Origin of the sequence: Vibrio sp. 10N.247.310.24 (genome assembly GCF_041467175.1) — a bacterium.
Classification (GTDB): Bacteria; Pseudomonadota; Gammaproteobacteria; order Enterobacterales; family Vibrionaceae; genus Vibrio; species Vibrio tasmaniensis_A.
Window position 1 is genome coordinate 11,178 of sequence record NZ_JBFSUD010000009.1, and the last position, 19,989, is coordinate 31,166.

General features: G+C 44.2%; 17 protein-coding genes. 4 read left to right on the forward strand and 13 right to left on the reverse strand.

Going from position 1 to position 19,989, the window contains the following annotated elements:
- The first annotated feature begins 572 nt into the window (after positions 1-572).
- The gene (gene adhE, locus AB6E08_RS04400; protein ID WP_017099472.1) at positions 573-3,281 is read left to right on the forward strand and encodes a bifunctional acetaldehyde-CoA/alcohol dehydrogenase; all 2,709 of its coding nucleotides are present in this window, start codon (positions 573-575) and stop codon (positions 3,279-3,281) included.
- A gap of 146 nt (positions 3,282-3,427) precedes the next feature.
- On the opposite strand, the gene AB6E08_RS04405 is transcribed toward adhE, so the two are convergent.
- The 3 genes from AB6E08_RS04405 to sodB form a co-directional block, all read right to left on the reverse strand.
- Entirely contained in the window at positions 3,428-4,111 is a 684-nt protein-coding gene (locus AB6E08_RS04405; RefSeq protein WP_009848717.1) for an SDR family oxidoreductase, read from the reverse strand.
- Positions 4,112-4,389: 278 nt separating this feature from the next.
- Complete coding sequence (locus AB6E08_RS04410; RefSeq protein WP_269146599.1) at positions 4,390-4,893, reverse strand: VC2046/SO_2500 family protein; 504 nt, start codon at positions 4,891-4,893, stop codon at positions 4,390-4,392.
- Positions 4,894-5,140: 247 nt separating this feature from the next.
- Positions 5,141-5,725 carry a superoxide dismutase [Fe] gene (gene sodB, locus AB6E08_RS04415; RefSeq protein WP_004734050.1) on the reverse strand — a complete coding sequence of 195 codons (585 nt, stop codon included), beginning with the start codon at positions 5,723-5,725 and terminating at the stop codon, positions 5,141-5,143.
- 269 nt (positions 5,726-5,994) lie between these two features.
- On the opposite strand from sodB, the gene AB6E08_RS04420 reads away from it, so the two are divergent.
- Positions 5,995-6,333 (forward strand): Grx4 family monothiol glutaredoxin, encoded by a 339-nt coding sequence (locus tag AB6E08_RS04420; RefSeq protein ID WP_004741702.1) that lies wholly within the window; start codon positions 5,995-5,997, stop codon positions 6,331-6,333.
- A gap of 99 nt (positions 6,334-6,432) precedes the next feature.
- Positions 6,433-7,062, forward strand: coding sequence for a DsbA family protein (locus AB6E08_RS04425; protein ID WP_017099964.1), 630 nt, complete (start codon positions 6,433-6,435; stop codon positions 7,060-7,062).
- A 42-nt stretch (positions 7,063-7,104) separates the two neighbouring features.
- On the opposite strand, the gene AB6E08_RS04430 is transcribed toward AB6E08_RS04425, so the two are convergent.
- The 5 genes from AB6E08_RS04430 to rnt all read right to left on the reverse strand — a co-directional run bounded on the left by AB6E08_RS04430 (position 7,105) and on the right by rnt (position 15,457).
- Positions 7,105-10,467, reverse strand: a complete 3,363-nt coding sequence (locus tag AB6E08_RS04430; RefSeq protein WP_372063799.1) for an ATP-binding protein — start codon at positions 10,465-10,467, stop codon at positions 7,105-7,107.
- A gap of 52 nt (positions 10,468-10,519) precedes the next feature.
- Positions 10,520-11,491, reverse strand: a complete 972-nt coding sequence (locus tag AB6E08_RS04435; RefSeq protein ID WP_372063801.1) for a transporter substrate-binding domain-containing protein — start codon at positions 11,489-11,491, stop codon at positions 10,520-10,522.
- Positions 11,492-11,537: 46 nt separating this feature from the next.
- Positions 11,538-12,881 carry a response regulator gene (locus AB6E08_RS04440; protein WP_231847883.1) on the reverse strand — a complete coding sequence of 448 codons (1,344 nt, stop codon included), beginning with the start codon at positions 12,879-12,881 and terminating at the stop codon, positions 11,538-11,540.
- A gap of 540 nt (positions 12,882-13,421) precedes the next feature.
- A complete protein-coding gene (locus AB6E08_RS04445; protein ID WP_012603527.1) occupies positions 13,422-14,747 on the reverse strand; it encodes a Na+/H+ antiporter family protein in 1,326 nt (441 codons plus the stop codon).
- A 65-nt stretch (positions 14,748-14,812) separates the two neighbouring features.
- Complete coding sequence (gene rnt / locus AB6E08_RS04450; RefSeq protein WP_029222960.1) at positions 14,813-15,457, reverse strand: ribonuclease T; 645 nt, start codon at positions 15,455-15,457, stop codon at positions 14,813-14,815.
- Positions 15,458-15,645: 188 nt separating this feature from the next.
- On the opposite strand from rnt, the gene motY reads away from it, so the two are divergent.
- On the forward strand, positions 15,646-16,527 hold the full coding sequence (gene motY, locus AB6E08_RS04455) for a flagellar protein MotY (RefSeq protein WP_372063804.1): 882 nt from the start codon (positions 15,646-15,648) through the stop codon (positions 16,525-16,527).
- A 98-nt stretch (positions 16,528-16,625) separates the two neighbouring features.
- On the opposite strand, the gene AB6E08_RS04460 is transcribed toward motY, so the two are convergent.
- The 5 genes from AB6E08_RS04460 to rsxG all read right to left on the reverse strand — a co-directional run bounded on the left by AB6E08_RS04460 (position 16,626) and on the right by rsxG (position 19,985).
- Positions 16,626-17,060 carry a DUF2753 domain-containing protein gene (locus tag AB6E08_RS04460; RefSeq protein ID WP_012603530.1) on the reverse strand — a complete coding sequence of 145 codons (435 nt, stop codon included), beginning with the start codon at positions 17,058-17,060 and terminating at the stop codon, positions 16,626-16,628.
- A gap of 189 nt (positions 17,061-17,249) precedes the next feature.
- Complete coding sequence (gene gloA / locus AB6E08_RS04465) at positions 17,250-17,666, reverse strand: lactoylglutathione lyase (RefSeq protein WP_004734046.1); 417 nt, start codon at positions 17,664-17,666, stop codon at positions 17,250-17,252.
- A 155-nt stretch (positions 17,667-17,821) separates the two neighbouring features.
- Complete coding sequence (gene nth / locus AB6E08_RS04470; RefSeq protein WP_017099962.1) at positions 17,822-18,457, reverse strand: endonuclease III; 636 nt, start codon at positions 18,455-18,457, stop codon at positions 17,822-17,824.
- A 206-nt stretch (positions 18,458-18,663) separates the two neighbouring features.
- Entirely contained in the window at positions 18,664-19,356 is a 693-nt protein-coding gene (locus tag AB6E08_RS04475; protein WP_017099961.1) for an electron transport complex subunit E, read from the reverse strand.
- Entirely contained in the window at positions 19,356-19,985 is a 630-nt protein-coding gene (gene rsxG, locus AB6E08_RS04480; protein WP_012603532.1) for an electron transport complex subunit RsxG, read from the reverse strand. The genes AB6E08_RS04475 and rsxG overlap by 1 nt, the downstream gene beginning before the upstream one ends.
- Positions 19,986-19,989 lie beyond the last annotated feature (4 nt).

The following is a 19,989-nucleotide window of genomic DNA, read 5'->3' on the forward strand; positions in this document are numbered from 1 at the left end:
TGTAAGGGACAAATCGGATTTGCACGAATGAAAAAAACTAACCTGAAATAGGGGATTATTTTTAGAAAAACTAATTGAATATCACTTTTGTATTGGCGGTGTTGCGAGTTGGTTGTTAGTGTTTCATTTTGTAATTTATTATCGAGTAACTGTTAACTGCCGCACGAATTTAATAAAAATTATGTCAAAATCTAGCCCGTGCAACGGTATGGATATACTCTCAGTAGCACGAATATGGCTGTATACATGTAATTTAACTGACTAAAAATGAAACTTTTTTACAGTTTATGACTCTATGTAGAAAAAGTTTGTCTGTTTGCTTGTGTTTTGAACTAACGAAAAATGTGATTTTAATCTATATAAATCATCATCTTAAGCATGTTTTTGCGATTGCCTTACTACTTTTTGGTTAATTCTTTTTGGGTAACTGATCTGGGTCAATTTTTTTCACACTGTGAAATAATATACTCAGTCCTGAAAGCAATTTACTAAGAACGTTGTTGTTTGAGGTTAAAAGCAAGCAGCGAAATTAATAAAAAGTTTTTAATATTTATTATTTTAGGAGATCCACCATGCCTGTAACTAACTTAGCGGAACTTGATGCTCTAGTAGCACGCGTTAAAGCAGCACAAGAAGAGTTTGCAACATTCTCTCAAGAGAAAGTAGACGCAATCTTCCGCGCAGCTTCTCTTGCTGCTAACCACGCTCGTATCCCACTTGCACAACAAGCAGTTGCTGAATCTGGAATGGGTATTGTTGAAGATAAGGTTATCAAAAACCACTTTGCATCTGAATTTATCTACAACAAATACAAAGACGAAAAAACATGTGGCATTCTTGATGAAGATGAAAGCCTAGGCACAATGACTATCGCTGAGCCTGTAGGTATCATCTGTGGTATCGTTCCAACAACGAACCCAACTTCTACAGCAATCTTCAAATCTCTAATCTCTCTTAAAACACGTAACGGCATCATCTTCTCGCCACACCCACGTGCAAAGAACTCAACTAATGACGCAGCGAAGCTTGTTCTAGACGCAGCTGTAGCAGCGGGTGCACCAAAAGACATCATCGGTTGGATCGACCAACCATCTGTAGAGCTTTCTAACGCGCTGATGAAGCACGACGGTATCGCACTTATCCTTGCTACTGGTGGTCCAGGCATGGTTAAAGCAGCATACTCTTCTGGTAAGCCTGCTATCGGTGTTGGTGCTGGTAACGTTCCTGTAGTTATCGATGAAACAGCTGACATCAAACGTGCAGTAGCATCTATCCTTATGTCTAAAACATTCGATAACGGTGTTGTATGTGCTTCTGAGCAAGCTGCAATCGTAGTTAGCGAAGTATATGACGAAGTTAAAGAGCGTTTTGCTTCTCACAAAGCTCACGTTTTATCTAAAGCTGACGCAGATAAAGTACGTAAAGTTCTTCTTATCGACGGCAACCTAAACGCTAAAATCGTAGGTCAACCTGCTCCTGCAATCGCTGAAATGGCGGGTGTTAAAGTTCCTGCTGATACAAAAGTACTTGTAGGTGAAGGCCTTGGTAAAGTTTCTTACGATGACGAATTTGCTCACGAGAAACTGTCTCCAACTCTAGGTCTATTCCGCGCAGACGATTTCGAAGACGCTGTTGCTCAAGCAGTAACTATGGTTGAAATCGGTGGTATCGGTCACACATCTGGTCTTTACACTAACCAAGACGTAAACGCAGATCGCATCCGTTACTTCGGTGACAAGATGAAGACGGCTCGTATCCTAATCAACATCCCGACTACTCACGGTGGTATCGGTGACCTGTACAACTTTAACGTTGCACCTTCTCTAACTCTTGGTTGTGGTTCATGGGGTGGTAACTCTATCTCTGAGAACGTAGGTCCTAAGCACCTTATCAACAAGAAAACTGTAGCGAAGCGAGCTGAAAATATGTTGTGGCACAAACTACCTAAGTCTATCTACTTCCGTCGTGGCAGCCTTCCAATCGCTATGAGCGACCTAGAAGGTAAGAAACGCGCATTCCTAGTAACGGACCGTTTCCTATTCAACAACGGTTACGCAGACGATGTAGTTAGCCTGCTTAAAGCGCAAGGTATTGAAGTTCAAGTATTCTTCGATGTAGAAGCGGATCCAACACTGTCTGTTGTTGAGAAAGGCGCTGAAGCAATGAAGAGCTTCCAACCTGACGTAATCCTTGCTCTAGGTGGCGGTTCTCCAATGGATGCTGCTAAGATCATGTGGGTTATGTACGAGCACCCAGAAACTCACTTCGAAGAACTAGCAATGCGCTTTATGGATATCCGTAAACGTATCTACAAGTTCCCTAAAATGGGTAAAAAAGCTGAGCTAGTATGTATCACTACTACTTCAGGTACGGGTTCAGAAGTTACGCCATTCGCGGTTGTTACTGACGACAAAACAGGTGCTAAGTACCCGCTAGCGGATTACGAAATCACGCCAAACATGGCTGTTGTTGATGCTAACCTAGTAATGAACATGCCTAAGTCTCTAACAGCGTTCGGTGGTTACGATGCAGTAACTCACGCTCTTGAAGCTTACGTATCAGTTCTTGCGAACGAATACTCAGATGGTCAAGCTCTACAAGCTCTTAAGATGCTTAAAGAATACCTACCATCAAGCTACAAAAACGGTTCAGCAGACCCAATCGCTCGTGAGAAAGTACACAACGCTGCAACGATTGCTGGTATTGCCTTTGCGAACGCATTCCTAGGTGTATGTCACTCAATGGCTCACAAAATTGGTGCTGAGTTCCACCTACCACACGGTCTTGCAAACGCACTACTTATCTCAAACGTTGTGCGTTACAACGCGAACGATAACCCAACTAAGCAGACTGCATTCTCTCAGTACGACCGCCCACAAGCACGTCGTCGTTATGCTGAAGTTGCTGACCACCTAGGCCTAAGCCAAGCTGGTGACCGTACTGCTCAGAAGATTGAACGTCTACTGACTTGGTTAGAAGAGCTTAAAGTTGACCTAGACATCCCACTGTCTATCCAGGCTGCGGGTGTTAACGAGTCTGACTTCATCGCTAAACTAGACGAGCTAGCTGTTGAAGCGTTCGATGACCAGTGTACAGGTGCTAACCCACGTTACCCTCTAATCACTGAGCTTAAAGAAGTTCTAACAACGTCTTACTTCGGTAAAGCATACGTTGAAGGTGAAACTTTTGAAGGTACGACTGTAATTTTGAAGAAAGCTGACCAAAAGCCAGCTGAAGAAAAAGCAGCACCAAAAGCTAAAAAAGAAAAAGCTAACGCATAATAAGTAAGCATTAGTTTGAGATAGGTTTTCGCTAGCACGATACTTATCTATCGGGAAATTCAAAGCCCCAACCGAAAGGTTGGGGCTTTTTTTATGTGAATTGAAATAGGTTTATTTTTATTATCCATTTACACCTCCGCAGACGCTTACACCTCTGCAGCTACAACCCGTCCGCTAAAGTAATCATTAGAGACAATGTATTCCGTTGTTCTGGTCAGTTCGTCTTGCAGTTGTGCCCAGTGACACCCATTGAGCTTGCCTTCGGAGTTATGAACGGCAGGGACAACACCGCCGACTCGAATACCAAATGGCGTCAGTTCTTTCGCCCAGCTATGGGTAAAGCCGGTAATCATGGAGTTTGCGCTCTCTAAGCCTGACACATCATGAAAGTCATCGTGAGATATCACATTCACAATTACGCCTTCTTTGTCTTGCTCTCGTAACCTCTCTGCACTGATTTGCCCAAATGCGAAAAGGGTCGATGCCATAGCAGACAGATCATTGATAAAGCTACTGACAGGCTGATCGCCAATTAGACTAGGCATTGGGGAACTTATCCAATTGTTGACCAGAACATCGGGCGTCGTGTTGAAGGTGGTTTGAATAAAATCATACACGCTGAGGATAGCTTGGCTGTCATTCCCTTCGAGCGTGTAATGGTAAACAGAGTCGGAGAAGCGGGCACATTGTAAATAAGTCGCCTGAAGTGCTTTTGCGTCTTTATCACAAAGGATGACAGTGGCTCCAAGGTTAACAAAGTGATTCGCAATCGTTCCTCCCAATCGCGAGCCGGCAGATGTTACCAATATAATTGAGCTTTTTATTTCCATCCCAGTACCTAAGCAAATCGTCCATGTTGGATAAGGATGGGTTAAATTTCATACAGCGGGTGTGAATTGGCTCAAACTAAGGTGTACCCATTGATAACTTTTTATGAACTTTGTGGCAGGTCACATTTTGCAGTAACTTCAAGTGTTAACCGACATCTCCGGTTTTGATGATGACCAAAGGTGATGGTTCATATTGCCTACATCAATCATTAAAAAAGCGAGATCGAACAAAGAGCAGTCGTGAATATTGAGCGAGAAAGAGGAAGGCTAGGCAGCGGCTATACTTGCGCCTGAATCTGATACTGACGTTGAGCTGTCGACAGCTCGTTGTAGAGCGTCGCATTTGGTAAATCAGGTAACTGTTTACTTGCCAGTTTACGCCGGTCATGACCAGAAAGGTTTTGGTAAACCTCTTCGGGGAAGTCGGCTGTATCTTCTGGCATGAAAGCAAGTGCTTCAGGCTTCAAGTAGTGGCTTAGCTTGGCGCTGGCAAGGCTAGCTTGATGAAAGTGATTCGATTGTTGCGCTGAAATTTCATACGACGATTGGTTTGAACGCAGTTGTTGCGGTTCTGCTACGCCAAATTGCTTACGTAAGCGATCTTCAGTCGTTTCAGTGACGTCAATGGTGTCGATGGGAGTACAGTCGCGAACATCATTAGAAAACATAGACAACAGCAACGCAAAATCTGCACGGCGACCTTGCTCAACCGCTTGGCTGATCCCGATGCCGAACTTCAGTTCGTTGATGATTCCTGCTTTGTCTAAAGTATGTATTTGCATGCTGCCTCTCATTGGATACACCTTTAACGGCATGGAGTTGGCAAACTTTAGAGTTTAATTACAGGCAAATAACGAATTTATGTAGGGCGATTGAGAAAGGTAAGAATAGGTTGAAAAGTAGGCTTGATCTGCTAGTTCGTTTCGCAATGTTCGCATTGATTAGAATACGACAGATACAAAAAAGCTCACGCCGAGGCATGAGCTTTCAATAGATAACTTGCTATAAATAGCGCAGCGTAAGTAATAATTACTTAGCTAGGTTCTCTTCTACGAAAGACCAGTTTACTAGGTTCCAGAATGCAGCCATGTAGTCAGGGCGAACATTGCGGAAATCGATGTAGTAAGCGTGTTCCCATAGGTCAACAGTTAGAAGTGGAGTAACACCTTCTTCTGTTAGAGGAGTCGCAGCGTTAGAAGTGTTAACGATGTCTAGAGAACCGTCAGCTTTCTTAACTAACCAAGTCCAAGAAGAACCGAAGTTGTTGATTGCTGAATCTGTGAATTTCGCTTTGAATTCTTCGAAAGAACCGAATGCAGCGTTGATCGCTTCTGCAACCGCGCCTGTTGGTTCGCCGCCTGCTTTAGGAGCAAGACAGTGCCAGTAGAACGTGTGGTTCCAGATTTGAGCAGCGTTATTGAAAACACCACCAGTAGAAGTCTTAACGATTTCTTCTAGTGTTTTGCCTTCAAACTCAGTACCTGGGATAAGACCGTTTAGCTTAACAACGTAAGTGTTGTGGTGCTTACCGTGGTGGAAATCTAGCGTTTCTGCTGAGATGTGTGGTTCTAGCGCGTCTTTCGCGTAAGGAAGAGCCGGTAGTTCAAATGCCATTGCTCAATTCTCCATTGATATGAAAGAGTTAACTCTTTCGATTGCTTCCAGTGATATTATTATTCATGGCTCGCTATATTGCCAACCACGGTCAATTTGCTGACTTGCGATATAGTTTAGCAAGTTTTTACTTTATTAAAAGCTTAATTCATCACTTTTGTGTGAATTGTTAGCTTAACTGGTTAACCTCTTTTTTTATATGGTTTTTATTCTTTTGGTTTGGGGTAGAATAAAGGCAATGAAAGCCGTAATCCATTAACGAGGAAGCAATGGAAACTATCGATAAAATCAAACAGCAAATTGAAGAAAACACTATTCTACTGTACATGAAAGGTTCTCCTAAGCTACCTAGCTGTGGTTTCTCTTCTCAAGCGTCTCAAGCGCTAATGGCATGTGGTGAAAAATTTGCTTACGTAGATATCCTACAAAACCCTGATATCCGTGCAGAGCTTCCAGCTTACGCACAATGGCCAACGTTCCCACAACTTTGGGTTGAAGGTGAGCTAATCGGTGGTTGTGATATCATTCTTGAGATGTTCCAAAAGGGTGAGCTTCAGCCAATCATTAAAGAAGCCGCTGCTAAAGTAGCTGGCGACGACGCTGAGTAAGCTTTAGGCCTTGGTGCTTAAATATTGAATGGAAGGGGCCTTAATTAGGCTCCTTTTTTCGTTTGAATGGTTCAACAAAGACTCGATAAGGAATGAACAATGAACGTAAAACTTCATTATGTGCATGATCCAATGTGCAGCTGGTGTTGGGGCTACAAGCCAACGCTTGAGTTATTAAAACAACAATTGCCAGCGAGCATTGAGTTTAGCTATGTAGTCGGTGGTTTGGCTCCGGATTCTGAAGAGCCGATGTCAGAAGAGATGAAAGGCAAGCTTCAAGCGATTTGGAAGCAGATTGGAGCTAAGCTGGGTACGGAATTTAATCATGAGTTTTGGACGGAATGCCAACCAGTTCGCAGCACTTACCCAGCGTGTCGTGCAGTGATCGCTGCTGGTTTTCAAGATCACTACGAAGCAATGCTTGAAGCGATCCAACACGCTTACTACCTTCGTGCGATGCTGCCTCATAGCCAAGAAACGCATTTGCAGTTAGCTCAAGAGCTAGGGATGAATGTACAACAGTTTGAAAATGACCTTTCTAGTAAGCTATTGGAAAGCGAGTTAGATGATCAGTTAGGTTTCAAAGAAGCGATGGGTGTGCATTCTTACCCAACCTTAATGCTTGAGGTAAACGGTATCTTTAGCGAAGTTGAATTGGATTACCATTCAACTGAAGCGACGCTCAAGTCTATTCGCGAAATTCTAGTGAATAACGCTCCCGCTGTATAATCCAGCGAGAGCTGTCTGTATTGACGCAATAACCTCTAAGGCTTACTCATAAGAGTAAGCCTTTTCTTTTGTCTGACGTAGTTGGTTTATCTCCTCTGTAAACCGTTCGAATGTGTTAGTTGCTTCCGAGATTGATGCTTCAATTTCTGATTCGACTTGATCTAAGTCTGTGGCTTCGGTTACTAGGCCGTTTGCTTGTGCTTCAATGATTGCGAGCGGAGAAGCAATCGCGTCACCTGCCACCATTTTAGCGGCACCTTTGAGTCGGTGTGATGTGGTTTTTAGTCCCTTATATTCCTTATTAGCCCACTGCGCTTTTATCTGTTCATTATCTGCAATAAAACTTGCGGCAAACTCGTCGAGTAAGGTCATCACCACATCGTGATCTTCAAATAGATCGTAGAGTGCGGTGTAGTCGATGATGGGGCTATTGGTCTCGTTGGGTGAATCTTGAGGGGCAGTGGGGTCAACATCTTCGATTGTCTCTGAGTTGTTATTTTCTGCCGATTCCGCAAAGCTCTGTTCAATGCCTTGGAACAGCATCGAAAACTCATTGGTTTCTTGAGCTGCCGGTAAAGCGTTTGACGAAGAGCTTGTGTCCTGATTTTGCGAGTCTGGCTTTTCTGCATCAGAAATATCGGTTTCAAGCGTCGGATCTAAATCGTGGATTGCGGGTAGCCATTTTTCAATGGTCAGCTTCATTTGCTTAATGGAAACGGGTTTAACTAGGAAATCATCCATGCCGTGTGCATAACAGTTGGCATCTTCACCCTGAACCGCATTCGCCGTCAACGCGACGATAGGTAACTTTTGAGTTTCTTGATTTAGTTCTTCATTGCGTTGTTCTATCTGACGAATGCTTGAGGCAAGCGTGTAACCGTCCATCTCCGGCATATGGCAATCGGTGAGAAGCAAACCATAACGTTTATTTTTTAAAGCATTCAGCGCTAGCACTCCGTTATCGAAAATATCAGCGTGGACACCAATACTCTCAAGCTGCTTGGCGATGACTTGCTGATTGATCGGGTGGTCTTCCGCAACAAGAATCAGTCGGCCATTACGCTCGGCTTGTTCGCGAGTCTCGATGGCGATAGGCGCTTTGGTTTCGTTGTCTAATGATGAGAGTAGATTGTTGTGACTGACGGGTTTCGTTAAAACATGAACAAGGTTATCGGGCAGCAGCGGATTTACCGACAAGCACCAAGAGTTACCTAAAGGCTCTGGTGAGAGCATTGGGTTTTGGTTGATTACGGTGAAGCGTGTTGAACCTGTATGCTGCTGAATCCAAGCATCGCTAATCGCCAGTTGTTGCCAAACCGACATCGCCACAAAGATGTGTTTGGGCTGATGTTTGACGACCATCTCTTTGAGTAAGTGCTTTTGATTAATGTGCAGAACTTTTGGTTCAAGATCGAAGTGTTTCAGATATCGACACAGCTCTTCTTGTTGCAGAACGTAGCCGACGACGTATACCTCGCTTGAGTGATTACCGACATCTAGCTCAACAGGGTTCTCACACTCAGAAGGGAAAATCAGCGTTTGTCGTAGAGCCAAAGCGTTGCTTACTGCATGTTCAGGGGTACAAGTTGGGAGGGTGACGGTAACCGTAAAGTGGCTGCCTTTTCCTTCTTCACTCGACAGTTCTATGTTGCCATCCATCTGTTCTATCAATTTCAAAGCGATAGACAGTCCAAGCCCTGTGCCACCAAAACGGCGGCTAGTGGTTTTGTCGACTTGTTCAAAAGGTTGGAACAAGCTTTGTTGTCTGTCTTTCGGGATGCCGATGCCCGTGTCGGAAACCGTGAGGCTAACTTTCTGCTGATGTTCGTTCTGTTCAATCACATCAATATGCAATGAAATAGTGCCATGTTCGGTGAACTTAATCGCATTGTTAAGGAAATTGTTTAGAATCTGATGGAGTCGTATATCGTCTGCAAACAACCACTGAGCGAGGTTTGGGTCTTGCCAATAGTGGAAGGCTAAGCCTTTTTGCTGTGCATGAATGGATTGCGGTTGCACGATACGGGCAAGTACTTTGCCGAGCTCAATTTCGGTCGGGTTAAGATCCAGTTTTCCTGCTTCAATCTTGGAGTAATCGAGTACGTCATTAACGATGTGCAGTAAGTTCCGAGCTGACTGATTCAATCCACCGTGTAAGTTCAGTAACTCTTCACTCAGCTGATGTTCCTGCATTAATTCCAACAGCCCTAAGATCCCACTAATCGGGGTGCGAACCTCGTGGCTAATGGTCGCTAAGAATTGCGACTTTGCAGCCGTTGCACTTTCTGCTTTTTGGCGTGCGTTGTCTAAAGCTTGCTGTTGTTTTTTTAGTAGGGTGATGTCTGTTATCACCGTATTCCACTCAATGGTTTTGCTGTTCGATACTTGGCTATTAAATTTCACCCATTTAGTTTGACCTGATTCTAACTGCATTCGCTGTTCATTTTCCCAATGCCCGGTTTCAATAGCTTCGAGCATACTGGTTTCGAACAGGGGCAAGTCATCCTCTGCGATCAGATCAAACAGACGTTGAGGGTTCTCTTTTACGTTATCCACGGATAAGCCGAACATATCGCTTACACCTGCACTGACAAAGCTAAACCGGATATCTAAAGGCTGTCGAGGGTGCGTTTGAATATGTTTAAGCACGACCCCATCAATGTTGTCGGCCAGCGTTTGCAAGTGGGCTTCTGCTGCTTTTGCTCTCTGCTCGGCGATCTTTCGCTGCTCGATTTCAGCCGCCATTTTTCGGTTCCAAAATACGATCACGAAAATGACCACAAAGATCCCAAGCCCGATGATCACCGACCATTTAGCGACTTCGCGTGGTGATAAGCCTTCTTGGTATTCATAGGTTAACCATTTGTTTTCCAAGCGCTCTAATTCATTGGCAGGCAGTGCTCCAATGGTTTTGTTGAGAATACTCAACAGCATGGGATGGCGGAAGTTCACTGCGAGAGCTAGTGGTGCGCTGTTTTGCTCATTAATGGTGCCAGTGATTTTGAATTGCCCTACATAGTCTTGATGCAATAAAGGTGCAACATGATGAAGTGAAGCAAGCGCGAAACTGATGTCGTCTTTCTGTAATGCTTGGAAAGCGCTGACGTGATTGATGTAAGGGACGGCTAGGCAAGTAAGGCAGAGAGAAGGTAGAACTGTTGAGCCTCCAGAATTTTCAATCACACCAACAGCTTCGGTGCCACTTGGCGCAAAGTTGCCGAAGCGATCAGAGCGACTCAATAACACCCAAGGTTCAAAACTGTAAGCTTGAGTGAAGTCCATGTATCGGGCTTTATCTGTGCTTGGTGTGATGTTGGTTAGCACCATTGTCTCACCATTATTGAACGCGACCTCGGCCGCTTCTGGTGTTAGGTAAGTGGTACTTTCGAATGATACGCCAAGCACATTACTTATTAGGTTTAAGATGTCAGCAGATAAGCCTGAGTGTTGCTGTTGCTCATTGGTAAAGTCGTAAGGGTACCAATTGGAGTGTGCCTACGGGGATGGAAGGGTTGCTGTCGAGCCAGTTCTTTTCATCTTGGGTTAAATTCAATGTTCCATAGTTCAGCAGCATCGAATGTTGCGATGGAGCAAGCCATTGATTATAAATAGATTGTAGTGAGTCTTCCTTAATGTCCTGTAAAGCGAAATTGATTCGGCTAAGCAATCTGTGCTTTCCTTTTTTGACGGCGAAATGCAAGTGATCTGCGGGAAGGTCAGGAAGCACAGATAATGTTAGTGAGTCTCGAGGCTGTTCTCGTAATAACGCAGAAAGTGCAAGCGCATCGCCAATGTACGCATCCACGCTATCCTCCTGAATTGCCGTGAATGCCGCTTGCGTACTGTCTAATGTTGTAATTTGACTATCAGGAAGCAGGCTAGGAAGAAGATCATTGAGCGCAAACCCTTTCTCCAATGCTAGGTTGGCGGTTGCCAACGCACCTAAATCGTTTATTTTTCTATTTCGGGTAATCACCGCTCGTCTTATGGAAAATATCGGCTCACTAAAAGTCATGTAATTATGGCGGTCCTTGGTCGAAGAGACACCGACTAACAGATCTAATTCACCTCTTTCGAATGCACTCAGTACATCACTAAATGTTGAATACAACTTAATCTGATATTGGAAACCTGCATTTACCGCTACCTGATCCAACATACTGATGAGTAGCCCTTCAGAAACAGTGTTGCCTGAGGGAGTCTTATGTTGATAGCTGTAGGGGACCATGTCGTAAGAAGGTAGGCCAACCCGCAATATGACTTGGTCACTCGATGAGTTCTCTGTTTTGTTTGCTAAGGAGCTAGCGGGTGATGTGTTCCCTGGTGGGGTGTTTTCGGCAAAGGTGAGCAGTGGCCACATCAACAGTGAAAGACAACTCAATAAAAAGGCGACACACCACGTTTTCGTTTTTGAAGCGCTGTTTTGCATAAAGACATCCTGTCGTTTGCTTGCTGATTTTAGAGTATCGCCATGCTTAACTAACGGCAGCCAAAGGGGCTTTAGTTAGTGTGGGGAGTGAAAAATTATCAGCTTGCTGCAATGCCATACGTTGAAGTAGAGCAAGGTTCGTGTGATCCGCTTTTAAATGAACGTCAATTTGGCGCTTTATTTGAACGACTTTGTCTTGTAATCCTAAGGCTTGATAACACAGCGCCAACAAGAAGAACGCGTCGACATCATTGCCTGAAAACTCGTTTATCGAAATACTCTCAATGCACTCTGTCGCAACCTCATGTTGATCGAGTTGAATCAGTTGTAAGGTACGACAAAGCTTTAGAAGCGGCTTGCTCAATGCGTAAGACTTTTCAGAGTGAGAAAGCCTCTGCCAAGTCGCTTCAGGTTTCCAAAGTGTTAGTTCTTCGTGGGTGAGCGCTAAACTATCCGCCCATAAGATGAGCGCTCGCTTACCTGTAGAATCCCAAATTGAGTGAGGAATGAGTTGTGCGAGAGATTTGAGATGTTGGGTCGCTTGTGTGACATTTTTATCTAGCAACTGCAACCAGACCATGGTGTTGGTTAACTCAATATTACTGCTGTTCACTGTGAGTACTTGGTCAATCAGTTCGCTCGCGGATTCGAAATCACTGGTATTGAGACAGATCTTGACCTTAAGTTGCTGAAGTTTGATATTGCGAGGGTTACTTTCTATTAGGCCATCGATTTGACGGAGTGCGTCGTGATAGTGCTGCTTGAGGATATGTATTTCAATGAGCTTAACTTTAGCGGGCAGGTAATCATGGAGCTGCAATAGCCCATTCAACATGGCTTGTGCGTCATCGAGTTGTTGGTTTTTTATCAGAATATTCGCCATATAAATAATGGCATCTTTCAGTGTCGACGGGTCAGGGGCTTTGCCAAAGAGTGGCTTTACCGCATTGAGGCCATTCTTTAAAAAGGCCTGCTCTAATGTCGAAAAGTATTGCTGCCGAGAGAGTGCGGATGTGACTCTTTTTATGATGTCATCTGCACGTATTGGCTTAATCAAATAACCATCAGGTTCTAAGTTAGCATAACCAAAGAAGGTATCTTGGCTGTCATTGCCTGTGACGATAAAGACGATCGTTTGTGGCCGGATTAATTCTTTTTGCTGCAAGAACTCAAGCAACTGCAAGCCATTGCTTCCTGAGCCTAAATCGTGGTCAATTAATAAGATGTCGAATCGATGTGCGCGACAAGCCTCAATCGCGTTTTGTGCATTGGATGCGCTAATCACATTGTTGTTAGGCACGCCTAACTTGATAAGTAGTGCGCGGGTAGCACTTTGAATGACGCTGCTGTCATCAACGATGAGGTAGCGCGATCGGGCGAGTATATCCATATAGTAGCCTTCTGACGTATTGAGCCTTGCCACTTTGTTGTCTATGAATTAGCGGCTTATTTATTAAACACTTAAGTGTAGGAGTGAATTCAATGAATAGCCACAAGTTGCACATCAATGCGTACGGAATAATGTATAGGGAGTGATGTTGGTTCAGAAGGTTAGCGTGTTTCTAAAGTTAGAAATAAAAGGGGAAAGAGGTTAGGGTCTGTTGACCTTTCGCGGTTAAATTTTGTTCGATATAGAATCGTTTTAGGCGCGGCAAGGAATATGTAGCCTAGTCACTCTAAGTAAATACTTCTTAACAAAGCATAAAACGATTCTAGCCGAACCCTTCGGGCAGCCTTTGTGGTTCATTTCTACTGCGTTATCGGCTTCTCATGTAGGCTAGCTACACTTCAAAGCCTCTGCCTTGTAGCAATTTCCCACAAAGCGCTGCAAAAATCAGCTCGAAAGGTCAACAGACCCTATATACAAAAAAGACCGCACGAGGCGGTCTTTATAAAAGTTAGCGTAGGACTCTTTAACTACAGAACCTAATTACAGAACCATGGCTGCAATCCAACCGAATACGATCAGTGGTATGTTGTAGTGTAGGAACGTCGGTACTACGGTTTCCCATACGTGCTCGTGTTGACCATCAGCATTAAGACCCGATGTTGGACCTAAGGTTGAGTCAGAAGCTGGAGAGCCTGCATCACCAAGCGCTGCAGCTGTACCTACTAGAGCGATTGTTGCCATTGGTGAGAAACCAAATGCTGCCGCTAGAGGAACGTAGATAGTCGCAAGGATTGGAATCGTTGAGAACGAAGAACCGATACCCATGGTTACCAATAGACCAACAATGAGCATAAGCAGTGCTGCTAGAGGCTTGTTGTCACCGATGCTAGTTGAAAGCGCTTCAACCAAAGATTCAACGCCACCAGTTTGCTTCATTACCGCTGCAAAACCTGCCGCTGCAATCATGATGAAACCGATCATTGCCATCATGTGAACGCCCTTAGTGAAGACATCGTGTGTCTCTTTCCAAGCGATTACACCACCGAAGGTGAATACCATGAAACCAGCCAAAGCACCGATGATCATAGAACCTGTCGATAGTTGCACCGTTAGTGCAGCAACAATACCCGCAGCAGCCACTAGGATGTGCTTCTTGTTGATCTCTTTCACTTCGGTTGAAACAACAGTATGAGACGTTTCTTTGTATTGGCGAGGCTTACGGTAAGTAAAGAATACTGCCGTAAGAAGACCAAAGATCATGCCTGCAGCCGGTAACAACATCGCCATTGGTACTTGGCTTGCTACTACGTTTTCAAGACCGTTGTCGTGAAGGTTTTTAAGCAGGATGTTGTTTAGGAAGATGCCACCAAAACCGATAGGTAGAACCATATACGGAGTAATCAGGCCAAAAGTAAGTACACACGCAACCAGACGACGGTCTAGGTTCATTTTTGCGAATACGCCTAATAGAGGTGGGATTAAAATTGGGATGAAGGCGATATGCACAGGAATCACGTTTTGCGAAGACATGGTCACTAAGATCAAAGACGCAAGGATGCCATATTTTAGACCATTAGATGCCGCACTGTTCTCTTTGCCGTGAATGCGCTTAATGACGCTTTGAGCAAGTAGATCTGTGATACCAGAACGAGAGATAGCAACAGCAAAGGTACCAAGCATTGCGTAGCTAAGTGCGATAGTTGCACCGCCACCTAATCCACTTTCGAACGCTGCTACAGCATCGTTCACACTCATACCAGAGGCTACGCCACCGATAATTGCGCTGAACGTGAGAGCCACGACAACGTTTACGCGCATCAAAGCTAAAACAAGCATGATGCAAACTGAAATTACAACAGGATTCATATTATTCTCGGGATGTTGTGTTTTTTATGAAGGCAATACGAGTGAACGTTTACCGACTCTATTTTTTATTCTTCGTCAACAAGAGGCCAACCACCAAGGGCTTTCCATTTGTTTACTATGCCGCAAAATAACTCTGTGGTTTTTTGCGTATCATACAAAGCAGAGTGTGCTTCTTTGTTGTCAAATTCCATCCCCGCAGTGCGGCAAGCTTTAGCCAAAACGGTTTGACCGTAGGCAAGACCACTAAGGGCTGCAGTGTCAAAAGTTGCAAATGGATGGAAAGGGACGCGTTTAAGCTTACAACGCTCACTTGCTGCATTAACGAAGTTTAAATCGAACGTAGCATTGTGAGCGACCATGATTGCGCGACTGCAATCTGAAGCTTTTTGTTCTTTTCTCACCAGCTTGTAGATTTCTTTAAGGGCTTCTTGTTCCGACACAGCACCACGTAATGGGCTAAATGGGTCTTTAATTCCGTTAAAGTCTAATGCTGCCTGCTCTATATTTGCGCCTTCAAAAGGCTCAATGTGAAAATGAAGCGTTGATGCAGGGTGCAGATCTCCGTTCTCATCCATTCTTAGTGTAATGGCACAGATTTCTAATAATGCATCGGTTTCAGCGTTAAACCCTGCGGTTTCCACGTCGATGACCACTGGGAAATAGCCACGAAAGCGTTTTTTAAGGGTCAGAGCTTCGTTTTCTACAGTCATGTTAGCCCAAATATGTGTGATTAAGGCAGCATTATTGCAGATAATAGCAGTGATAAAAACTAGGGAAGGGCAATAAATCATAAATTAGCTGACCTATTTCGGCTTGATAATTGCATATTCAAACGTGATGGAAAAATGCGGCAATTGGCTGCATTGTTAAACGAATTGCTTAAGAGATACTCCACTTTATGAAGAAACAACTCATAACAGGTTCAATGCTATTTTCGCTACTTATGTCGTCATCGGTATTGGCACAAGAAAAGCGTTACGGAGCATCTCCTCTACAGTCGACATGGGAGATGGTGGCTAACACGCCACTAGAATGTCGCTTGGTTCACCCTATCCCCAACTTTGGTGATGCTGAGTTTTCATCTCGCGCGAGTAAAAAAATCATTTTGGATTTTGAGCTTAAAATGCGTCGCCCAATGGGGGCGACACGCAATGTAAGCTTGATCTCTATGCCACCAGCTTGGCGTCCGGGCGAAAGTGCTGACCGCATGACGACCATTAAGTTCTTCCAACAATTTGATGGCTATGTTGGTGATCAAACCGCTTGGGGTATTTTGAGTGAGTTGGAGAAAGGGCGTTACCCGACATTCAGCTATCAAGAGTGGCAGAGCCGAGATCAGCGAATCGAAGTTGCACTATCATCGGTATTATTCCAAGAAAAGTATAATGTGTTCAGTGACTGTATCGCCAACTTATTGCCTTACAGCTTCGAAGATATCTCTTTTACTATCTTGCACTACGATCGTAACAGCGATCAGTTGAATAAGTCTTCACGTAAGAGACTCAGCCAGATTGCCGACTATGTTCGCTATAACCAAGACATCGACCTTGTGCTGGTGGCTACATACACCGATTCCGTCGATAGCAAAGGTATTAGCCAGAATCTTTCAGAGCGCAGAGCGGAATCATTAAGAGAGTACTTTAAATCTCTAGGCTTGCCAGAAGACCGCATTCAAGTACAAGGTTATGGTAAGCGTCGTCCAATTGCTGACAACAACTCGCCAATTGGTAAAGACAAAAACCGACGTGTTGTTATCTCTTTAGGTCGCACACAGGTGTAATCTGAACAATAGCTCGTTTTGAAATGACAAAGCCCGTCTTCACTGATGACGGGCTTTTTTATATTTTAAATTTGAGTCGTTGTTTAAACGTAATTTGTTTAGTTCAAGCGGAAGCGGGCGATCATTTCACAGTTGGTCGCGGTATCGATCTTTTCCACCATAGAAGCAATTTTAGGGTTGGGATGGCGTTTCATGAAATCGATAAGGGCTTTCTTACAGCAACCAATTGAGTCAATGAAGCTTGAACATTGCGTATTGGGACATTGCGGGATCAGTGTCAGTACTTTTTCTGAAGCCAATTGGAGATACTTGAGTTCATATTCAGTATCGCCGGCCCATCGCCAAAACTGAGCGAGGTTGTGACAAGAAATCACAGAGATAAGTAAGCGCTCGTCCGCTTGGATATCGGTACGTTCAGTAATTTTTTCGCTTAAACTCAATGCTTGCTGATAGTGAAGAATACTTTGTACAGGATCGTCGAGCTGCAATGCCGTATCGGCAAGTAACGTGTGTTTTTCCCATTCGCTAATCATTGTGTTACCTCACTAATCAATAGGGGACTTAATTTAAATGATAATTATTATCATGTAAAGTTTCATCAGTGAGAATGTTGTAATAATTAGTAAAGAATATCGATTATTAATAGAGCTACAAAAAAAGCGAGCTTTATGCTCGCTTATAGTGTTTATTCCATAGCCAAATATTGCAGAGGCTACGAAGGGTTAACCTTCTAGACCAGCACTTGCTTGTTTGTTCTGAATAAGCTCAATCATGTAGCCGTCAGGATCTTTAACGAATGCGATGTGAGTAGAGCCGCCTTTTACAGGGCCCGCTTCACGTGTCACATTACCGCCTGCTGCTTTAATCGCGTCACACGTTGTGTAGATGTCATCAACTCCGATAGCAACGTGACCAAAAGCTGAGCCAAGGTCATATTCAGTCGTGCCCCAGTTGTAAGTCAGCTCAATCACAGCGCCTTGAGATTCGTCACCAAAGCCAACGAAAGCCAGTGTGTATTCGTACTCTTTATTCTCGTTCTTACGTAACAGCTGCATGCCCATTACATTGGTGTAGAACTCGATAGACTTGTCTAGATCACCAACGCGTAGCATGGTGTGTAAAATACGGCCGTTTGACATGATTTGCTCCTAGCTTTAATTATGTATACGTTTTTGTAATTCTGTTTTATGCCGCTAGAAAAATGCGGCATTGTTTAGCTTCTTAGCTTCTTAGCTTCTTAGCTTCTTAGCTTCTTAGCTTCTTAGCTTCTTAGCTTCATTCGCTTAGAGCTAGCCTAGACGTCGGTTTTTTCCTTGAACTCACACAAGTCTTCAATGATACAGCTGCCACAGCGTGGTTTACGTGCGATACAGGTATAACGTCCATGAAGAATGAGCCAATGGTGGACATCCAGTTTGAATTCTTTTGGGATGACTTTAAGTAGCTTTGCTTCGACATCGTCGACGGTTTTACCCATCGCTAGCTTAGTGCGGTTTGATACACGATAGATGTGAGTATCAACCGCAATCGTTGGCCAACCGAAGGCGGTATTTAACACTACGTTTGCAGTTTTGCGGCCAACGCCTGGAAGGGCTTCTAATGCAGCGCGATCTTCCGGCACTTCACCATTATGGAGGTCCAGTAGCATGCGACACGTTTTGATGGTGTTTTCTGCTTTTGAGTTAAACAGGCCGATGGTTTTGATGTACTCTTTTAGGCCATCGACACCTAGGTCGAAAATAGCCTGTGGAGTATTAGCCACAGGATAAAGCTTATCAGTGGCTTTGTTAACGCTGACATCGGTTGCCTGCGCAGATAAGAGCACGGCGATCAGCAACTCGAAAGGGCTGTTCCAGTTAAGCTCGGTTTCTGGATTTGGATTGTTTTCTCTCAAACGCTCAAGTATTTCTACTCGTTTTACATTGTTCATAGCGACATTACTTTCAAATAGTTAGGGCTTGAGTTCCGGCGAAGTTCTTTCAAACTTACTCGTTTTAAAATAACAAGTTTCGCAATGGTTCAGGCTTTATCATCGGTTACGCGCTCTTATGAGCGTCATTATTATGTGTACTTGGTCAATCTATTTACCTTCTGAGCGGTTGAGCTACTCAGCAGGATTTAAGCTACTGTAACTTATCAGGCATTGGTAACGCGAGCGCGTTCAATGACTGGTTTTTCTTGTTTTGGCTGTCTAGATTTAGCTTGGTTGTCGATGATGTTTTTCAAAGCAATCAAGAAACCAACACCAATGAAGGCACCGGGTGGTAGCAGGGCTAACAAGAAGCTGTTATCAAATTGGAATATCTGGATTCGTAACACCGAAGCCCAATCACCAAGGAGTAGGTCTGCGCCATCAAATAGAGTTCCGTTACCAATAACCTCGCGCATCGCACCCAATACAACCAGTACCGATGTCATGCCAAGCCCCATCCAGAAACCATCTTGAGCAGCAGGTAAAACTTCGTTTTTAGACGCGAAGGCTTCCGCTCGGCCAATGATGATACAGTTGGTTACGATCAGTGGGATAAAGATACCCAAAGAGAGGTAAAGGCCATACGCGTAAGCGTTCATCAGAAGTTGAACACAGGTTACTAGTGAAGCAATGATCATCACGAACACTGGAATACGCACTTCTTTTGGCACATGGTTTCGAACCAAAGATACAGACACGTTCGAGCCGACTAGTACAAGCAAGGTAGCGATACCTAATCCAAGAGCGTTAGTCACAGTCGAAGAGACAGCCAACAGCGGACATAAGCCAAGGAGTTGCACTAGGGCAGGGTTATTGGCCCACATGCCATTTTTAATTAGTGTTTTATGGTCACTCATTATTCACCACCACAATTTAGAGGTTGAGCAAGCAATGCTTGGTTGTTTTGATTAACGTATTGCACCGCTTGTTTCACTGACTTAACGACAGCTCTTGGCGTAATGGTTGCGCCAGTGAACTGGTCAAAGTCACCACCATCTTTACGAACCTTCCAACGGTCAAGATTAGAATCCGTCACTTGCTTACCAGCAAATGAGAGAATCCAATCACTCACACGCAAATCAATCTTATCACCCAAACCTGGAGTTTCTTGGTGAGAAAGCACGCGAGTACCTAAAATAGTACCGTCGATCTTCATTCCAACAATCACTTTAATCGCGCCGTTGTAGCCGTCAGGGGCAATCGCTTCGATCGCAATCGCACTCGGCTCACCATTGATTTTAGCAATGTAAGCCGGCATCGCTTGCTCAGTACCAAGCTCTTCTGCTTGAACCAAAGTACAAGACGAAAACAGCTCGTTGTCGTGCAGATCGTGTGGGATCACTTGGTTAAGAACAGACAGTAACTGAGCCTGTTCTTGTTGTTTGATCTGATCTTTGGTCAGGTAGTGAGTAACGGCCACCAAACCTGTCGAAGCGCAGGCAAAAATCGCAAGTACAAGACCGTTTTTCTTAATTGCATTTAGCATAGTA